Source organism: Streptomyces sp., from assembly GCF_036566765.1.
Classification (GTDB): domain Bacteria; phylum Actinomycetota; class Actinomycetes; order Streptomycetales; family Streptomycetaceae; genus Streptomyces.
Genome location: NZ_DATCVQ010000330.1, coordinates 1 through 15,641, shown reverse-complemented (window position 1 = coordinate 15,641; position 15,641 = coordinate 1). Strand labels below are relative to the sequence as shown.

Genomic DNA, 15,641 nt, shown 5'->3' with positions numbered 1-15,641 from the left:
GTCCTGCGGCAGCGGTTGCCGGTATTGGATAAAGGCTCGTTGCGCAGAGGGTGATCCTCTACCTTGGGCCGGAGCGGGACTGCGCGCATTCCCGCAGGCTGCGGTGCCGTGGCAGAGCGGCCCATTGCGATCGACGTGGGTGAGGTCCCGCTCACGTCGACTGACGGAGACGGGGCGGGCCTGCCCCTATCTGTCCGCGGGTTCAAATCCCGCCGGCACCGCAGCTGACCTGGAACTTGGTCCCGGGCTCGGAACTGCCAGTTCGGTCCAGGTCCACAGAAGTTGGGCCAGAACCGAGAGTCGTGAACAAAGCCACCACGTGCGAGCGAAACGATGTAGGGAAGTCGGAAGGGTCCTTTCTGCATGTCTGCCGAGGCAGCCCGAAAGAGGCCTCACGGCCAACCGTGTCGGCCGCGGCGTCTGGGGCAGGTGGTGCCCGTGCAGCGGAGTGCACAGCACCTGGTCCGCGGCCTCACGCCGAATCACGGCTTCTTCGACCTCAACGTGCACACCCTCTGGGCGTTGATCGCCGCCCGTCCGAACGTGCTCAAGCGGACCACCGTGACCCGATCCCTGCGCAACCAACTGCCTGTGATGTTGGATGACTCAGGGCTCTTGGCGGCGACGCGCCGTGAACTGGAGAGCATCCAGTACGCGATTCGCCTCGCCGAGGCGTGAGAGGAGGCCGGGCGGTGGCTGACGACCTGTCCGCGGTGGCGCACTTCCTGTACGAGGCGGGGACCCTCAAGCAGACGAAACGCACCGGGTGGTGGATGGCTGGTGTGCGCGACCCCGAAAGTGTGGCCGAGCACGCATGGCGGACCTCCCTCATCGCCTCGATCATCGCCAAGCTCGAAGGTGCGGACCCTGCCCGAGCCGCCTTCCTGGCGGTTTGGCACGACTCTCAGGAGACGCGGACCGGTGATGTGAACTACCTCGGCAAGAGGTACTCGACTGAGGCGGACCCCCAGGCCGTAACGGCCGACCAGACTGCTGGCATGCCCGAGCTCCTCGCCTCCGCGATTCGGGAGCTGGTTGCCGAGTACGAGGCCAAGGACTCTCCGGAAGCGATCTGCGCGCGGGACGCCGACAAGCTGGAGTGCATGCTCCAGGGCATCGAGTACAAGGCGCAGGGGTACGAAAATGCCCAGCGGTGGATCGACAACAGTCGCGGTCGGCTCGTCACCGAGACCGGCCAGCGTCTCGCCGATGAGCTGCTCGGGCAGGGGACGCTGGACTGGCTGCATGCGGCTCTCGGCGAGCCGCGGAGCTGATCCCAGAGAATAGAATCCCTGGCCGCCCTCCTCCGCGTAAGCAGCGCGGAAGAGGGCGGCTTGTCGAGGGGGACTAGGGCGTGTTTGAAAGTCGTATCCCATCGCCGGTCGCGACGATGGCAACGGCAGTCCTGCAGTCCTTCTATCGGGAGTCCACCCGCCGGCATCCGAGGCGTCACGGGCCACGGCCCATGAGAGCATCGATCGCCCTGGACGCGGCTGGTTCCCCTTTGCACCTGCGCCTACCGTCGTGGGTCTCGTTCGACCAAGGCGTCTGACGTGTGGATGCTGGTGGCAGCATTCCATAAGGAGGGAAGCGTGGTTGTGCCGCAGCCGACGGGGTTGATTTCGGTTCTGCTGGACAGGACTGCTCGTATCGACGAGCGCGATGATGCCGCGATGGACCTTGAGGAGTACTCGGGTGAGCACGTGGTGAAGGCGCTCGTCGATGTGGCCAGTTCGCCGGTCGAGGACGAGCTTGTGCTTGCCTCGGCAGCGGAGTCCTTGGGTCGGATCCTTGCCCGGGACGGCGGGTGTCCTGAGGATCTACTCGCGTCCCTTCGCCCTGAGGCAAAGCGCATTGCGGAGGAAGTACTGCGAGCGAGTCGCCAAGTGGAGTAGACGGCGGTGTCTCTCGGGCCCCCGGGGTCTTGTCGGCAGGGGATCCTGGTCAGAGCCATTCGCCGATGGCAGCGATGGTTACGGTGGCCTGGTAGCGGACGGCGAGCTTGTCGTACCGGGTCGCGACCGCGCGGTTCCTCTTCAAGCGGTTGATGCCGCATTCGACGGCGTGCCGGGCCTTGTAATCCTCGCGGTCGAAGGCCGGCGGACGTTCGCTGGCCGGCCCGCGCAGTTTGCGGTTACGGATCTGGTCGGCAGGCTCGGGGATGGTGCAAGCGATACCGCGCCGTCGCAGCAGCGCGCGGTTAGCGCGGGAGGAGTAGGCCTTGTCGCCGCGTACCCGCCCCGGGCGGCTGCGCGGCCTTCCCGGACCGATCCTCGGGACGCGGATCGCATCGAGGAGGTTCGTGAACTGGGGTGAGTCGCCGCGTTGTCCGGCGGTGATCAGCAGGGCGAGCGGACGCTGGCCCTGCAACCGTATGAGGGAAGGGAGATACCCGTGATCGAGGCAGAGCTCAAGGCCCGCGTGCACGCGCCAGAGGAAGTGCTGCGGCGGCTCGACGAGCGCGCGCAGGGCGTGGCCGAGGTCTACAAGGACACCTACTACGACGCGCCCGACGGCAGCCTCGACGCGCGGGATGCCGAGCTGCGCATCCGCACCGTGCATGCCCCCAACGACACGCGCACCGTCCTTACGTACAAGGGCGCGCAGGTGGACGAGGCGTCCTGATCGAAGCCGGAGGCGGTGGCTTTGTTCACGAGATTGGACAGCAGATGTCGACCACTTTGGGAGGCACGGGAGTCTGGCGCTGTTCGATTGCCAGACGGTTAGAAGAGGTCGGACGAGGTGCCCTGTGTGAGGTTCTCCTGGATCGTTCGCAGCCACGGGCTGCGAACGGCTGGTAGCCGGACCAAGGTGTGCTGGAACGTTCCCCGGTCGGCTCGGAACGAGTAGTTGGGGAGCGGCGGGAGCGGGTCGTCGCGGAGTACGTCCTTGGGTATGCGGCCTGACGCGGGAACCGGCAGGTATGGCTGGGGAGAGACCAGCCACAGCCACACCCCCAGCGGCAGGGGCACGGGGTATGCCGACGCCGTCGGGCCGGCGGGGGGCCAGGTCTGACCTGTCTGGGGGTGGACCGGTACGAGGAGGATGTCGACGCCCGCGTCCGGGGAGGGCTGTCCCGGTCCAGCCAGGACGGCGCGCCGCTTCGGGGGGCCTGCTGGCAGCAGGGTGTCAAGCGCACGTTGGAACACGTCCGCGGTCAGACCGCCTGGGACCTTAACCGGCTGCCCTTGGGAGGCAACCAGCAGGTGGGCGAGCGCCTGGCCGGCTGCCGCCTCCCACCGCGGGCTCCACGACCAGTAGTGGTCCGACCCCAACCGTCCTCCCCACGTGGAAATCGGCTCGAACGGGGGCGTTTTCTCGCCCTTCTCTGCCAGCTCCGCCCAGGAGAGGGGCGCAGCGTGGACTCCGGCGACGGGGACGCGGTGCACGGCGTCCGAGCTGAGCCGCACTTGCTGCCAGAGCGAGCAGTCGTCGACCCTGGTCGCCACGGGGAGGTCGCACGTATCGCAGGCCATGTTGGGCCCGTCGGCTCCGTCGAGGCCGCAGCAGGCACCGCCGCGCTTCTCAGGAATCAGTCGGGTTCCACGGGTATCACCGGGCGCGATGACACTCGCCCCGGGCGTGCTGTCGGATAGGGCGTAGACCGGCGCGTAGATGCCGCGTGCTTCCGCCTCGCCCGGATCGATCTCGTCCCACATCCGCCACGGCCCTCCCCAGGGGGCGGGGTCCACGGCAAACGTCCCCGACTCCATGAGCACCGGAAGCTGGGCACCGTTCCCGTACGTCTGACGGGCGTGGATTGGCAGTGAGACCTGGGACAGAGGGGTAGTCAGCTCAGCGCCGCATCCCGCACACACGAAAACGAACAAATGTCCTCCGCTTGGGAAACAGAGGCATCGTCGCAGCTCGCCAACAGCAAGCCAACCTGTTTTCTCATCCGTCGCAGGAACGGCACCTGCCACTGCCGTGGAGTATCGACGCAGCGCGGGCAAGTGCCAGCCGCGGCCTCCGACGATGGCAAGCGACTCACGCAGTGTTCGAATTCCTGGGTGTCCCGTGGCGCCTCCCGAAGTGGTGAACATCTGCTGCCCATTCTCGTGAACGAAGCCAAGGCGGAGACCCGCGTCGAGGACGCCGACGCAGCGCACGCGATCGTGCGTGGACTCGGCTACACGCCCGTGATCGCCTTCGAGAAGCGGTGCCGGAACTACAGCTTCAAGGCCCGCAGCAGGGAGATGCTTGCCACGCTCGTCCGCGTCCCCGAGGTGGACGGGACCTTCCTCGAGGTTGAGACGATCGTCGGCGACGACCAGGTTGAAGGCGCGCTCGACGACATTCGCGCGGTCCCGGTCGAGCTGGGCATCGCCGAGGAGGACCTGACGCGCGAGCTGTACACCGACGCTGTGCGGTCGTGTCGCGGCGTGTAGGTGCCAGCCCTCCCACACCGGAGGCGCACGTCGATCACCCCGGCCTACCAAGCGGGTCGAGCCACTAGTCAGATTGTGGTGGGGGCCCGTCGGGCCTGGTGCTGGGCGTGAGCTGTTGCGATGCGGGATATGTGCGTAATGGCTTCAGGCTCGATGTGTGCGAGGGCCGGGAGTGCGTGGTGCCAGCCGGTGGTGGTGAGGCTCTGGTGGAGAAGTTCGGCTGCTGTGTTGTTGTCGGCTGGTGTGAGCGAGATGGCGTCCGCGAGGTGTCGGACAGTGTGGGTGAAGGGGTCGGCCTGCGCTGGGCCGTCGGCGGGCAGGGGGCGGACCGGGACTCGGGAGAGGTGGCCGGCCACGGCGGTGAGTGCTGCCGCGCGGGCATGTGGGTTCGTGAGTCGTTCGGCAACGTGTCTTGCGGATTCGGTGTCGCCGAGGGCCGCGTGGGCCACGGCGAGGGCGGCTGTGGGGAAGTGCTCGGGGTCGCGGTTGGCCATGTCCCGGTTAAGCCAGTGCAGCTGTAGCCCCGGGTCTTCCTCTGCGCCGGTGCGAAGGAGGGCGTGTACGAGGACCGTTTCGGGCAGCCAGGTCTCGGGACTGAGTTGGGTGTAGGCGAGCCCTGCTTCTTTCACCGCGTCGAGAATGCTCTTGTAAGGGGAAGCGGCGTCGACTGCAGCGGGGAGCAGGCCGGCCAGGCGTGCCAGGAGGCTCCGTGTTCCTCGAGGTGTCTCCCTGGTGGCGTTCAGGTCGTTGAGGAGGGAAAGGACCAGCTTGCTTGCGGCGTCCGGGGCGTAGGTGGCGAGCTCTGAGGCCACGGCGATCCGGGCCAGTCGATCGGCTTTCCTCCACGCCGCCTTCTTGGCCCGGTCCGGGGGAGTGGCGTGCAGGCCGAGAAGGGTGAGTGCTGCTTCGCTCTCGCCCACACAGGCGAGTGCTTGTGCGGCGTGTGCCCAGGTGCCGTTGTGGAACGGATCGGGGCCTGTGTGCGACGCGGGTCCGACGATGTGTCGGGCTGCCTGTTGGGCGTTGGCGCGGGCATCGGCGGCGCGTCCGGTGTCCATGAATGCCATGGCCATGGCGGCGTGCGCGCGTGCCCGATCAGACGGGTCCGGCCAGAGTTCGAGGAGGGATGAGGCGTCGGCTGCGGTGCCGGCGCGGATGAGTGATCCGGCCAGGGAAGGGGCCCAGACCGGGGCCCTGTCAATCCCGGGGCCTGCGATCGGCAGGAGAGTCAGGGCCTGGTCCAGGCGGTCTTTCGCTTCCGAGTTCCTTCCGGCCTTCGCCAGCTGGGAGGCTGCGCTCGCCAGTTCCTCGGCGGCCTCGAAGGCGTCTTCGCCGTCCTCTGCTGGGTGGTCGAGGCGCTCTGAAGGCATGTCGGGAAGTCTTTGTTGCAGCTCGGTTCGCAGAACGTGCACCTCCTCGTCCGACGTCCCGGTGTCGGTGAGGGCCCGCTCGAGCCGATTGAGGGTGTGGTTGAAGCCGAATTCCAGGTGGAACGTGTCCGCTGCAGACATCGTCGTCCTGCCCAGGCACACCGCCTCGACATGCCGACGCGCCAGTCCTGCTAGCTCTTCGGCTTCCTCGGGCTTCCCCTGGGCCAGCATCGACGCCACAGCGGCCAGAACAGAAACGTTCTCCAGCGTTGGTGCCGTCTCCCATGCCTGGCGCGCGTGCTCCAGAGCGCGGGCCTGCAGCCGGTTCGCACGGGCAGGGTCCGCAGCTGCGACGGTTTGCCAGATTTGAACGGCGATCGCGCTGGCGTCGTCGAGCTCGGCCTGTTCCTCGGCTTGTTCCTCCAGCTCGTCAAGGAGTTGCTGCGCGGACTGCGGGCTGTGCGGTGCCAGAAGATCGGCCGCCTCGGCCCAAGCTTCGTACAAGCTCGTACTCGGTCTTCGGGCCGAGCGGAGCAGCTCCAGGCCGGCTGAGACCTGCCCCGCAGCCAGCAGGGCGAGGGCGGCCCGGCTGGCTGCGGAGTGTGCGTCGTCGGCGGTGTACTCGCGAAGTTGTGCCTGCTGGAGGGCTGTCGCCGCCCACTGTCCGGCCTCGCGGGCGATCTCCCCGGCCTGCTCGTGACCGGTGTCCACCAGTACACGGGCGACGTCGGCGAGCCCTGCCGAGTTCATCGACGCCTGCGGCGACGTACCGGCCAGGGATCTGGCTCTGCGGACGTCGCCGAGCAGAGCCACCGTTCGGGCGACGGATCGCGGCATGGGCCGAGTGTGGACGAGCAGTGCCTCGCGGGACACGGCGACTTGTGCTGAGGTGGCCAGGCGTGGCCGTGCGCGGTGGGGATCGGCTGCTGCGACCAGGTTGAGGTCAGCGAGGGCGACGTCCGGTCCGGAGCGTTGGACAAGGCGGAGCTGACGACGCGGGTCGAGGATGAGGGCCGCGAGACGGCTGATGTCCCCTTTGCGTTCAAGGAGCCGGGTGTAACCGGTGAGCAGGTAGTTCGGGGTGTCTTCGGGCCACCCGTCTTCACGGTAGCGGTCCGCCCAGGCGTGCAGGGCCGCTTCGTGCGCGGCGAGTTCGGTCTTGCCGAGTGCCGCTGCGGCCGCCTTGCGTAGTTCGTCGTGGGCGAGGACGAATGTCTGCCCGTCGGATTCAGTATCCACATCGGAGGGCGCCCCCAGCGCAACGTGGTCTATATCGGTGGGGGACATGTTGCGGCCGACGACGCTGCGCAGTCTGTGCTGCACGTCATAGGGTCTGACGCCGACGAGAGCGGCCAGGTCCGTCCGGGTGAGCGGTCCTTCAGCGACGACGAGCAGACCCAGGAGCGGGGAGCCGACGCGAGGGTCGTCCAGCAAGGCGGCCAGTTCGTGCATGGCTGCGTCGCGGATGACGCGGGCGGCAGGGGAGGGGGCCAAGCGGCGGACGATGCCAGCATCCCGGAGTGGGTGGCCGTCGGCGACGTCGGGCGGGACTTGCGGATTGCGGCGCCCTGACACGATGACGCGCATGCCGTGCGGAGGCTCTTTGGGCAGGAGCGCGGCAATGCTCTGCTTGCCCAATGCGCCATCGGCGTCCTCGTCTAAGCCATCGACAATCAGCACCAGACGCCGGTGGCGCGCTGCACTGGCCCTGGCGGCGGCTTCGAACAGCAGGGGCAACTGGTCCGGGTTCCCCCTTTCTGCAGCCCGGATCTTTCTGCCGGCCACTGAAGCGAGCTGGTCGCCGACTGCCTGGAGGAATGGCTGGCGGCCGTTGGTGCCCAGGCGTCTGGCGATGAAGTGGTGGACCACGTCGACACCGACGGGGAGGCAGCGGGTTGCGAACCAGGCGAGCAGGGCGGTCTTGCCGGCCCAGGCGTCCGCCTGCCACCACACGTACGCCGGGCTGCTGTCAGGTGCGGCGACGAATGCCGACAGCGCGGCCAGCTCCTCGTCGCGGCCCACGAACTCGTGCGGGATGACGTCCTGGAGAGCCTGGGACGGCATGCCGATCAGGCGGCCGACGGAGGCCGCATGAACCCTGGTCCCGCGCCCTCCCTGCCCGCTCTTGCTGACAGCCTGCGCCGCGTAGAGCCGGGCCTTCCAGGTATCCGTGCTCGTCTGCCGGTGTCCTTCAGGGGAGCGCCGGGCTGCTTGGTCCTCCAGGAAGGGAATCAGCAGCTGCAGGACGTATTGGACGCGGTCTGGCCGTGTCGGGACAGATCGTCGATCTCCGCCTCCGAGCCATTCCCCGAGGCTGGTGGTGGACACCTCGAACCCATGCTTCTTGCCGAGGCTGATGAGGCGTTTGTAGCCGACCTCGGGGCCGCCCGCAGCCGCGTAGAGAGCCTGCAGCTCCTCCGCGAAGCCCGCTTCTTGACGGCCGACTTCGCGCACCACGACACCGCCGTCGCTGACTGCGGCGGACTTCTCCGGAATCGCCATCATCCCCTACCTGACCAGCGGAAACACCCTTGCTTCACCTCGCCGGACATCGCCGGAAGGCCTCCCTATGGCGGATACCTGTGGGACCGCGCTCGGCGGAGCAGACCACCGGGCGGCAAACCGAGGGGGATTTCCATGTCCGTCCTGTTTTCCCTTGTTCAGTCCGTCTTCCAGGAGGCGGCCACCGTCACCGCCGTGACTGGCCTTGCCTACACCGGGACCGTCCTGACGGTGGCCTCCACCTCCGTGCTGTCCCGCGACCCGCAGCGCCGCCGCGACGCCCGGGCCACGTTGACGATCCTCATCCGGCGCAAGGCCAAGCGCTGACACCCGAGTTCCGCTGGATCGAGGCTCCCGCTCTTGCCGGCTGCAGGAGGGAGCCTCGCCCCGCCCTCGGCGCTCCACCTGCGGTGCGCCGACGATCAGGCCATCCCACCAGCGCCGGGGTGCCTGCGCTGTGGTTGCATCCGTCGGCGGGGGCTGGCGGAGCGGGTGACCCCACCGGTGCCGATGTCAGCGAGTCAGGACCAGTCCACAGCTGTAGGCGCGGGCGTGGCCCAGGCCGTTGGAGAGGACGTTGACCAGGGATTCCGGGTCGGTGACAGTCAGGGCGCCGCGGATCTCGGCCCGGCCGATGCGGACAGGTTTGTGCCGGTGGGCGCTGGATACGGTCGGCAGCATCCGGATTCCCAGGCTGTCGGGGTCGGCGGTGGCACCGAGGCGGGCCACGCCGTCCTTGGCCGTCGACGGGTCGCCGTCGGCCTGGAGCCGGCGGGCGAACCAGCGCTTGACGTGGTCTGGGGTGGTGTGCGCGGCACGGACTCCGCGGGCCCTGTCCGGGGCGGGCTCGGACGGCTTGCTCCGGGTCGGGTTGACGACCGTACGGAAGCCGACGACCTCACCCAGCTTGAACGTGCGGTCTACGGTGATGATGTGCGGTGCTGCAGTGAACGCGGCCCGGGGTATCCGATCCCAGTCCCCAGGGATCCTGGACTGCACGACCAGGACGAGCGCCGCGGCCTTGAGGTCCACTGACCAGGTCGACAGCACGCCCATCTGCGAGCGAGCGTCCACGTCGCCATCCTCGACCCAGCCGCGGAACCCGCTCATCACGGTGCGGTGCATCTCATGGGCGTCGACCAGAGACTTGGCCACGAGCGGATGGCGGGCGTCCAGCGACAGGACGGAGTGCGTGGTGACGAAACGGGCCGTGGAGGGGCGTGTGCTGCTCACGGGATGATGTCCCATTCGGTCGCGGACGGAGCGATGCTGACGCGGGTACGGGTCTCCCAGCGGGTGGCGTGAACCCGGCGTTCCGGGTCGAAGCTGACCGGTTGGTCGTTGATTGGTGAGGCTCCTCGATCGCCCGGTGCCGCCTCGATCCATGCCCAGGGCCGCCGGCCGGAACCGCTTGAGGTGTCCGTCTCCTGTCGGCCCTCGGGCAGCAGGCGCTTGGCGGTGAACGCCTCGGCGATCGTCCCGGGAAGAATCCCTGCAGCCAGGGTCCCTGAGGGCGGGCAGGACTTCCGGCCGAGCCAGAGAAGCCGCTTCGGGTGCTCCAGGGAGTACGCGATCTCCTCCAACAGCGCCCGGTCCGAGTGCTGCAGCCCCACGACGAACGCCGCGTCGGACAGATACCAGCGCTCGGTGATCAGCGACGCACGGGAAAGCTGCTCGGAGACCAGAGTCCCGGAGACTGGATCGGCTCCGATCTTCTTCGGCGCGCCGTACCAGCTGTCCAGCGCGTGATGTCCGAAGCCGGGACCCTCGGCCGCTTCCATGCTCGCGGCGACGGCGGCAGCGCGCCGATGGTCGGTGATGATGTCGCGTGGCCGCAGCGGGAAGCTGCCCGCGCCTACCGTGTGGTAGTCCCGTACCGGGGTGCCCGGGTGGTCGGCGCGGACACCGAAAGCGAGCCCGGCGAGGTCGTCCACCGGGTCGGTGCGGTCCCGGCCCAGTGCCGCCGCGCACAGGCCGATCACCGCTGACTTGGTGGGTCGGCTGTGGGTGTCTCGCTGCGAGAAGCGGGACACCGCCCCCCAGGACTGCAAAGGGGCGGCGAGCCGGACGAGCAGGACGTGCGTCACGCCGTCAGCTCCTCGGTCGAGGTCACGGCGGTCGCTCCGACGTCCTTCAGGGTGCTCAGGAGTTCGTCGATGAGCGGGTCGTAGGTGAGGAGGCGGCCGGAGGTGATGTCGGGGCGACGTCGGCTGACGAAGGCGTGGTGCTTCAGCAGTCGCTTGACCGCGGCTGGCCCGGCCGGCCCCTCGCCTCCCTTGTCCAGGGGATTCTCGTCGATCGGGGCCTGGAAGGCGGCCGCGTAGTTATAGGGCCTCTCGCCCTCGAATGCGAGGACCAGGGCAGGCAGTGAGCCGGTGGAGGCGGTCGAGTTCTTCTTGGCCTCGGGGAAAGCGTCGACGAAGGCGTTGACGAACTCTGCCTCGGCCGCCACGGACGCCTCCTCGGCCTCATCGGCGGCCATCCCGGCAGCCCGCAGGTTCGCACGCAGCTTCACACGGTCGAGCACGGCGTGCCGGTAGAAGGTGCCGGTGATCAGGGACTGGTAGCCGGTCATGCCGGCCCCGGCATCGTCGGCCGCGTCGAGGAAATCCAGAGCGTTCTTCTTGCGGTCGAGCTTCGCGTCGTCGGCGGCGGCGTAGAAGTCGTCGACCTGCTCGGCCTCGTGCACGGTGAAGGCGTGACTGCTCTGGACGGCACCGTCGACGTTCGGGGAGTCGGGGATCTCGGCGAGGAATCGGCCGTACAAGGCGATGTCGATGGCATCGCGCGGGGCGAGCGCGGCGAGGACCGCAGCGCGGGTTCCGGCAGGCAGCTTGGGGAGCTTCGCATCGGCCGCAGAACCGCCCTCCGCGACGTCACCGTCCGCTTCGGCCGCCTCCGCGGCCGCGCTCTTGCGCGCGCCTTTCCTGCCCTTGCCAGTGACCGCCGCAGCTTGCGCCGCCAGGTACTTCTCCGTCCAAGGCCGTAGTTCCTCGGCCTGCTCGTGGATGTGTGCGGCGATCCGGGCACCCGCGTCGGACGGCGCGAACAGGAGCACCTTAGTCAGGTTCGCCACGGTCTTCTTGCCTGGATCGCCGAACTTGAGCCCGACGGCCTCGATCACGGCCCGCGCCGTACGGACCGCCTCGTCCGCGTCCCAACCGTGCGCGGAAGCCAGCGCCCGGCCGGTGATCAGCGCCCACTCGCGGGTACGGACCCCCGTGCTCCAGCCAGCCAGCGCCCCGACGCCCGCGTTGGCGCGGTTGCGCTTGTGGACCCGCTCGGCGCGGCGGCGCGCCTGGCTCGTGATCATGTGGCGCTCCGTGCCGCCGTAGACGATGGCCTTCGGCGATCCGTTCTCGTCGCGTACAGGCAGCGCAGCGACCAGCGTCTCCAGAAGGTGCAGGGAGAGGAACTGACTGCCGGCAAAAGAGACGTTGCTGGTCACGTGGTGGTGCCCTTCTGGATCGTGTCGGCAGCGGTCGTGGTGATGGTGCGGGTTGCAACGGACTGGGACTGCGGCATATGGAAGGCCACGGCCCACTCGTAGGAGACGCGGGCCTTGCGGTCGTGCCACCGGCCCAGGTCGTCGACAAGTTGGGCCCACGACGGCGGCGGCTGATCACAGGCACGCAGCCGAGCGACAGCGTGTTGCAGGTGGCGCCACGGGATCCGTCGGCTGGACACGACGCGGTCGACGAGGCGGGCCGCACCCGGGTCGTCAGGACCTCGTCCGGCACCGCTGCCGATGCGCCTGGCCGCCTCGCCGAGGCTCCCGTAGCCGTACGCGGGCGTCGACCGGCCCTGGTGGTAGACCGCGAACAAGAAGGCCACCTGTTCGTAGACCTCCCGCCGTTCCTTGTCTGGGCTGAACCAGATGGCACGGAAGTGGGGCTGCTTACGGACACGCGGGCGGCGCAGTTCTGCCAGGCTTCCGTAGTCACGGTTGTTCACGAGGCTGCCAAGCCAGACCACGAGTGCGGCACTGTTCTCGCTTGCCTCACGCCCGGGTATGGATACGTCTTGAGCGGTCATGACTTCTCCCCTCGGAGTTCGGCTGGAGCTTGAGCCTTGTCCAGCTCGTCGTCGAAACGCTTCAGGGCGGTGGCCTGAGCCTTGGCTCCCTGCGAGTTCCTCGGCAGTGAGTCGAGGGCCTCGGTCAGGAACCTGCGGGCGGCGGTGGACACCGTCGTGGCGTAGTCGAGCAGGCATTCGCCGACGGGTTCGCCCATGGTGGTCTCGTCCATCAGGAGGTCGAACGGCTCCTGCGTCGCCGCCCAGTGCCGGCCGCGCACATCGAATCGCGCTCTCTGGCTTTCTGCCTCGGCCGGATTGGGATTCGGATAGACGACGGTCCAGGCTGCGTACGCCGCTTTTTCTAGGGCCTTGGCCACGTACTCGGCGATCTCCGAACCGTGGAAGGCGGCGAGGTAGAGCCTGGCCTCCAGGCCCGGCGCGAACGGAAACGAACCGTCGACCCACGTGATGACCTTGGTCTGTTTGGCGACCAGTCCCACCGCCCACAGGTCGATACGACGCGCGGGCTGCTGGCCGGGCTCAGGCGCGACGTCCTCAGGCGGAAACAGGGCGAGCCGCTGGTACAGCGTCGCTCCGTCGTTTCCTTCCTCCGAGGAACGGGCCTCGTCGACCGCGGCGTAGAGGGCGTGGGCGTCGCGCCAGACAGCTCGCGTCGCCGATGCCCACAAAGGTTTGACGGTGCCGTCCGTCTTCTTGGCGTAGACCGCGTCCTGTAGGTGCTCGTTCTTCAGGGAAAGCAGTTCACCTGCGCCCAGCAGCACCCGGTCCACGGCATCGCCTTGCGGCGTCGGGCGCAGCAGAACGGAACGGCCGAGATAGCTGTGCAGGTCTGCTGGCCCGGTGACCGGGCGGCCCTCGGGCTTGGCCGTGAAGCCGCGGCGCTCCTTGCCTTTGGTCCATGAGAGATTCAGTTCGCCGGGAGGCCCGGAGAGCGGGGCCAGATTCAGGCGGAGGGTCTCGCCGAGGGTGCTGCCGAGCGCGACGACACGGATCCGCGTTCCGAGCCGCGTGGCGGCGAGGTTGGTGATGGTGGCGCCGAGCGTCGCCTTGCCGGAAATCCGCGCCCTCCCGGTCGGCCCGTACACATGCTGGGTCAGCATTGCTCGAAAAGCCTGAGCGACCGGTAACGGACGTGGATGCTCCAGGTGGTGGTGGTCGAAGAACTGGCTGTAGTCACCGACCTGCTCGATCACCAGCTGAGCTGGACCTGCACCGTGCTCGTCGAGAAAGGGCGCGAGAAGCGAGTTCTGCCCGAGCGGCTCAGAGGGGTGGAACAGATCCCAGACCTCGTCATCCGGCCGGCTGGCGAGCCAGTCGGCCGCCGGACGGACAGCGTCTTCCTTATCTACCCACGCGGGCCACTCGGCAGCGGACGCCGGGTACGTCCCCGAGGCGTAGCAGATGGCCAGCAGGAATTCGATGAGCGCCACCTTCTCCCCTGGAGTAGACCCCTCGATGGTCCGGAGACGGTCGGCCTCGTGCAGCAGGTCGACCAGGTTCCGCTCGACGAGCTGACCGTCGAGGGTCAGCACCGTGACACATGCTTCCTGCCGGGGGTCCCATCCGGTGCGCAGCCCTCCGCCGTGCAGGGTCGGTGATTCAGCCAAGATGCATCGTTCACTTCCTGCTCACAACGGTCACTTGATGGAATGAGACAAGACGCTAGCAGCCAAAAGATGATGGTATGAGTGGTTCACGGCAATTGAACTTGACTACGAGGCAATGGGGTTGGGTGATTCTGGGGTTCGTGTTCTTGCGCCCTGGCGAAACCTCACGTCGGTCCCGGTGCTCTCCGTGAATCTTCCGCAGGTGGCGGCCGGGCCGGTCTGCCTGGCGAGGAGATGGCGAGGGAGCGCCGTGTGGAGGGCCTGATGGTGCGGCTGGTGCTGCTCGTTCCACAGAGATGCGCTTTGTTCGCTATGCCAGATTCAATGAAGGTGGCGTGGTACACGACCGTGCGGAAGTAAAGTCGCTGCTCGTACAGTCTGCTCCCCGCACGCGCGGGGGATGGTCCCCAGGCGTTGAACCACGGCAGGCCGAGCCGGACCTGCTCCCTGCACGCGCGGGGATGGTCCCTACCAGGTCGCCCGCTCCTTGCCGGGGTACTTCTGCTCCCCGCACCCGCGGGGATGATCCCAACGACGTGCCGTACGGCCGGACCGAGAACTACTGTTCCCTGCATGCGTGGGGATGTTCCCCTGCTGGGCATCAGCCCGGCCGAACACCTCGTCTGCTCCCCGCACACGCGGGGATGGTCCCGTGCCCCGGCAGCGGTGCGCCCGCCGTCTAGCTGCTCCCCGCATCCGCGGGGATGGTCCCGACCGGCGCGGCTACGAGCATGACGACCTTGCCTGCTCCCCGCACCCGCGGGGATGGTCCCCCGGAGCAGACCGCGTTCGCGATCGAGTGTTCCTGCTCCCCGCATGCGCGGGGATGGTCCCGCGCGTGACGTGCGCTTCCAGATCGAAGATTTCTGTTCCCTGCACGCGCGGGGATGGCTCCATGCCGCAGAACTCCGGCGGCGACCCGGCCGTCTGCTCCCCGCACGCGCGGGGATGGTCCCGACCCTTCCTTCACCCAACGGTAGATCCGAACCTGCTCCCCGCACCCGCGGGGATGGTCCCAGGCCGACACCGAACCCGCTGCGCCCCGACGCCTGCTCCCCGCTCCCGCGGGGATGGTCCCTTAACCGAACGTGGCCAAATCCGGTGGACCGTCTGCTCCCCGCACCCGCGGGGATGGTCCCAACCCGCGCGCGCAGGCCATGGTGGAGCAGCGCTGCTCCCCGCACCCGCGGGGATGGTCCCTCCGGGAACTTCGTCGGAGCCACGTAGGTGCCCTGCTCCCCGCACGCGCGGGGATGGTCCCGAGCTGGGCCTGCCCTTCCCGTACCTGGGTCACTGCTCCCCGCACCCGCGGGGATGGTCCCATGGCCACGCGAGACCTGCTTTCTGACTGACGCTGCTCCCCGCACCCGCGGGGATGGTCCCGTCTCCTTCCGCGGCGTGCGGTACGCCGGTGTCTGCTCCCCGCACCCGCGGGGATGGTCCCGGGGGTCGGGGCGGCCTGGCTGGCGCGGAGCCCTGCTCCCCGCACGTGCGGGGATGGTCCCCCGGACAACCCCGGGCACTGGCTCCGTAAGGACTGCTCCCTGCACGCGCGGGGATGGTCCCTTCAGCGTGTGATTGACCGAATCGGTCCACACCTGCTCCCCGCACGTGCGGGGATGGTCCCCAGTCCTTCCTCAAGGCGTACGCGATCTGCTTCTGCTCCCCGGACGCGCGGGGATGGTCCCGTGCCCCAGCCCGACCACACCGGCCGGGTCCGCTGCTCCCCGCACGCG

The 15,641-nt window shown here is 68.5% G+C and carries 12 protein-coding genes, 1 tRNA gene, 2 pseudogenes and 1 CRISPR repeat array; of the genes and pseudogenes, 7 read left to right on the top strand and 8 right to left on the bottom strand.

The genetic code is table 11. The annotated features are described in order from the left end of the window. Window positions 1–102 precede the first annotated feature (102 nt). From VIU94_RS19500 to VIU94_RS19485, 4 genes are all read left to right on the top strand, one after another. A tRNA-Arg gene (locus tag VIU94_RS19500) sits at window positions 103–221 on the top strand. Window positions 222–438: 217 nt separating this feature from the next. After that, window positions 439–678: a hypothetical protein gene (locus VIU94_RS19495; RefSeq protein WP_331913108.1), complete on the top strand. Its 240-nt coding sequence runs from the start codon at window positions 439–441 to the stop codon at window positions 676–678. Window positions 679–692: 14 nt separating this feature from the next. Beyond that, window positions 693–1,274: an HD domain-containing protein gene (locus VIU94_RS19490; protein ID WP_331913107.1), complete on the top strand. Its 582-nt coding sequence runs from the start codon at window positions 693–695 to the stop codon at window positions 1,272–1,274. A 318-nt stretch (window positions 1,275–1,592) separates the two neighbouring features. Continuing rightward, the gene (locus VIU94_RS19485) at window positions 1,593–1,895 is read left to right on the top strand and encodes a hypothetical protein (RefSeq protein WP_331913106.1); all 303 of its coding nucleotides are present in this window, start codon (window positions 1,593–1,595) and stop codon (window positions 1,893–1,895) included. 49 nt (window positions 1,896–1,944) lie between these two features. On the opposite strand, the pseudogene VIU94_RS19480 reads toward VIU94_RS19485, so the two are convergent. Next, a pseudogene (locus tag VIU94_RS19480) lies at window positions 1,945–2,355 on the bottom strand (transposase); the annotation flags it as partial. A 39-nt stretch (window positions 2,356–2,394) separates the two neighbouring features. On the opposite strand from VIU94_RS19480, the pseudogene VIU94_RS19475 reads away from it, so the two are divergent. Then, window positions 2,395–2,622 (top strand): annotated as a pseudogene (locus VIU94_RS19475) (CYTH domain-containing protein); the annotation flags it as partial. Window positions 2,623–2,723: 101 nt separating this feature from the next. On the opposite strand, the gene VIU94_RS19470 reads toward VIU94_RS19475, so the two are convergent. After that, window positions 2,724–3,830, bottom strand: coding sequence for a hypothetical protein (locus VIU94_RS19470; protein ID WP_331913105.1), 1,107 nt, complete (start codon window positions 3,828–3,830; stop codon window positions 2,724–2,726). A gap of 228 nt (window positions 3,831–4,058) precedes the next feature. Between VIU94_RS19470 and VIU94_RS19465 the strand changes: the two genes are divergently transcribed. Then, complete coding sequence (locus VIU94_RS19465) at window positions 4,059–4,388, top strand: hypothetical protein (RefSeq protein WP_331913104.1); 330 nt, start codon at window positions 4,059–4,061, stop codon at window positions 4,386–4,388. A gap of 68 nt (window positions 4,389–4,456) precedes the next feature. Here VIU94_RS19465 and VIU94_RS19460 read toward each other — a convergent pair whose 3' ends face one another. Further along, window positions 4,457–8,260, bottom strand: a complete 3,804-nt coding sequence (locus VIU94_RS19460) for a hypothetical protein (protein WP_331913103.1) — start codon at window positions 8,258–8,260, stop codon at window positions 4,457–4,459. Between the two features lie 135 nt (window positions 8,261–8,395). On the opposite strand from VIU94_RS19460, the gene VIU94_RS19455 reads away from it, so the two are divergent. Further along, a complete protein-coding gene (locus VIU94_RS19455) occupies window positions 8,396–8,587 on the top strand; it encodes a hypothetical protein (protein ID WP_331913102.1) in 192 nt (63 codons plus the stop codon). 186 nt (window positions 8,588–8,773) lie between these two features. Here VIU94_RS19455 and VIU94_RS19450 read toward each other — a convergent pair whose 3' ends face one another. From VIU94_RS19450 to VIU94_RS19430, 5 genes are read right to left on the bottom strand one after another with little or no spacing between them, the layout of a single operon-like run. Continuing rightward, window positions 8,774–9,493, bottom strand: a complete 720-nt coding sequence (locus VIU94_RS19450) for a type I-E CRISPR-associated protein Cas6/Cse3/CasE (RefSeq protein WP_331913101.1) — start codon at window positions 9,491–9,493, stop codon at window positions 8,774–8,776. Further along, the gene (gene cas5e, locus VIU94_RS19445; RefSeq protein ID WP_331913100.1) at window positions 9,490–10,347 is read right to left on the bottom strand and encodes a type I-E CRISPR-associated protein Cas5/CasD; all 858 of its coding nucleotides are present in this window, start codon (window positions 10,345–10,347) and stop codon (window positions 9,490–9,492) included. The genes VIU94_RS19450 and cas5e overlap by 4 nt, the downstream gene beginning before the upstream one ends. Further along, on the bottom strand, window positions 10,344–11,708 hold the full coding sequence (locus tag VIU94_RS19440) for a type I-E CRISPR-associated protein Cas7/Cse4/CasC (RefSeq protein WP_331913099.1): 1,365 nt from the start codon (window positions 11,706–11,708) through the stop codon (window positions 10,344–10,346). Before VIU94_RS19440 ends, cas5e begins: the two co-directional genes overlap by 4 nt. Next, window positions 11,705–12,295, bottom strand: coding sequence for a type I-E CRISPR-associated protein Cse2/CasB (gene casB / locus VIU94_RS19435; RefSeq protein ID WP_331913098.1), 591 nt, complete (start codon window positions 12,293–12,295; stop codon window positions 11,705–11,707). Before casB ends, VIU94_RS19440 begins: the two co-directional genes overlap by 4 nt. Next, entirely contained in the window at window positions 12,292–13,830 is a 1,539-nt protein-coding gene (locus VIU94_RS19430; RefSeq protein WP_331913097.1) for a type I-E CRISPR-associated protein Cse1/CasA, read from the bottom strand. Before VIU94_RS19430 ends, casB begins: the two co-directional genes overlap by 4 nt. Before the next feature lie 819 nt (window positions 13,831–14,649). Further along, window positions 14,650–15,593: direct repeats of the CRISPR family, unit length 29 nt; unit sequence CTGCTCCCCGCACCCGCGGGGATGGTCCC. Between the last annotated feature and the right edge of the window lie 48 nt (window positions 15,594–15,641).

Coding starts and splice junctions, on each gene's coding strand:
- VIU94_RS19455 (WP_331913102.1), top strand. CDS start 8,396: ATGTCCGTCCTGTTTTCCCTTGTTCAGTCCGTCTTCCAGGAGGCGGCC.
- VIU94_RS19460 (WP_331913103.1), bottom strand. CDS start 8,260: ATGGCGATTCCGGAGAAGTCCGCCGCAGTCAGCGACGGCGGTGTCGTG.
- casB (WP_331913098.1), bottom strand. CDS start 12,295: ATGACCGCTCAAGACGTATCCATACCCGGGCGTGAGGCAAGCGAGAAC.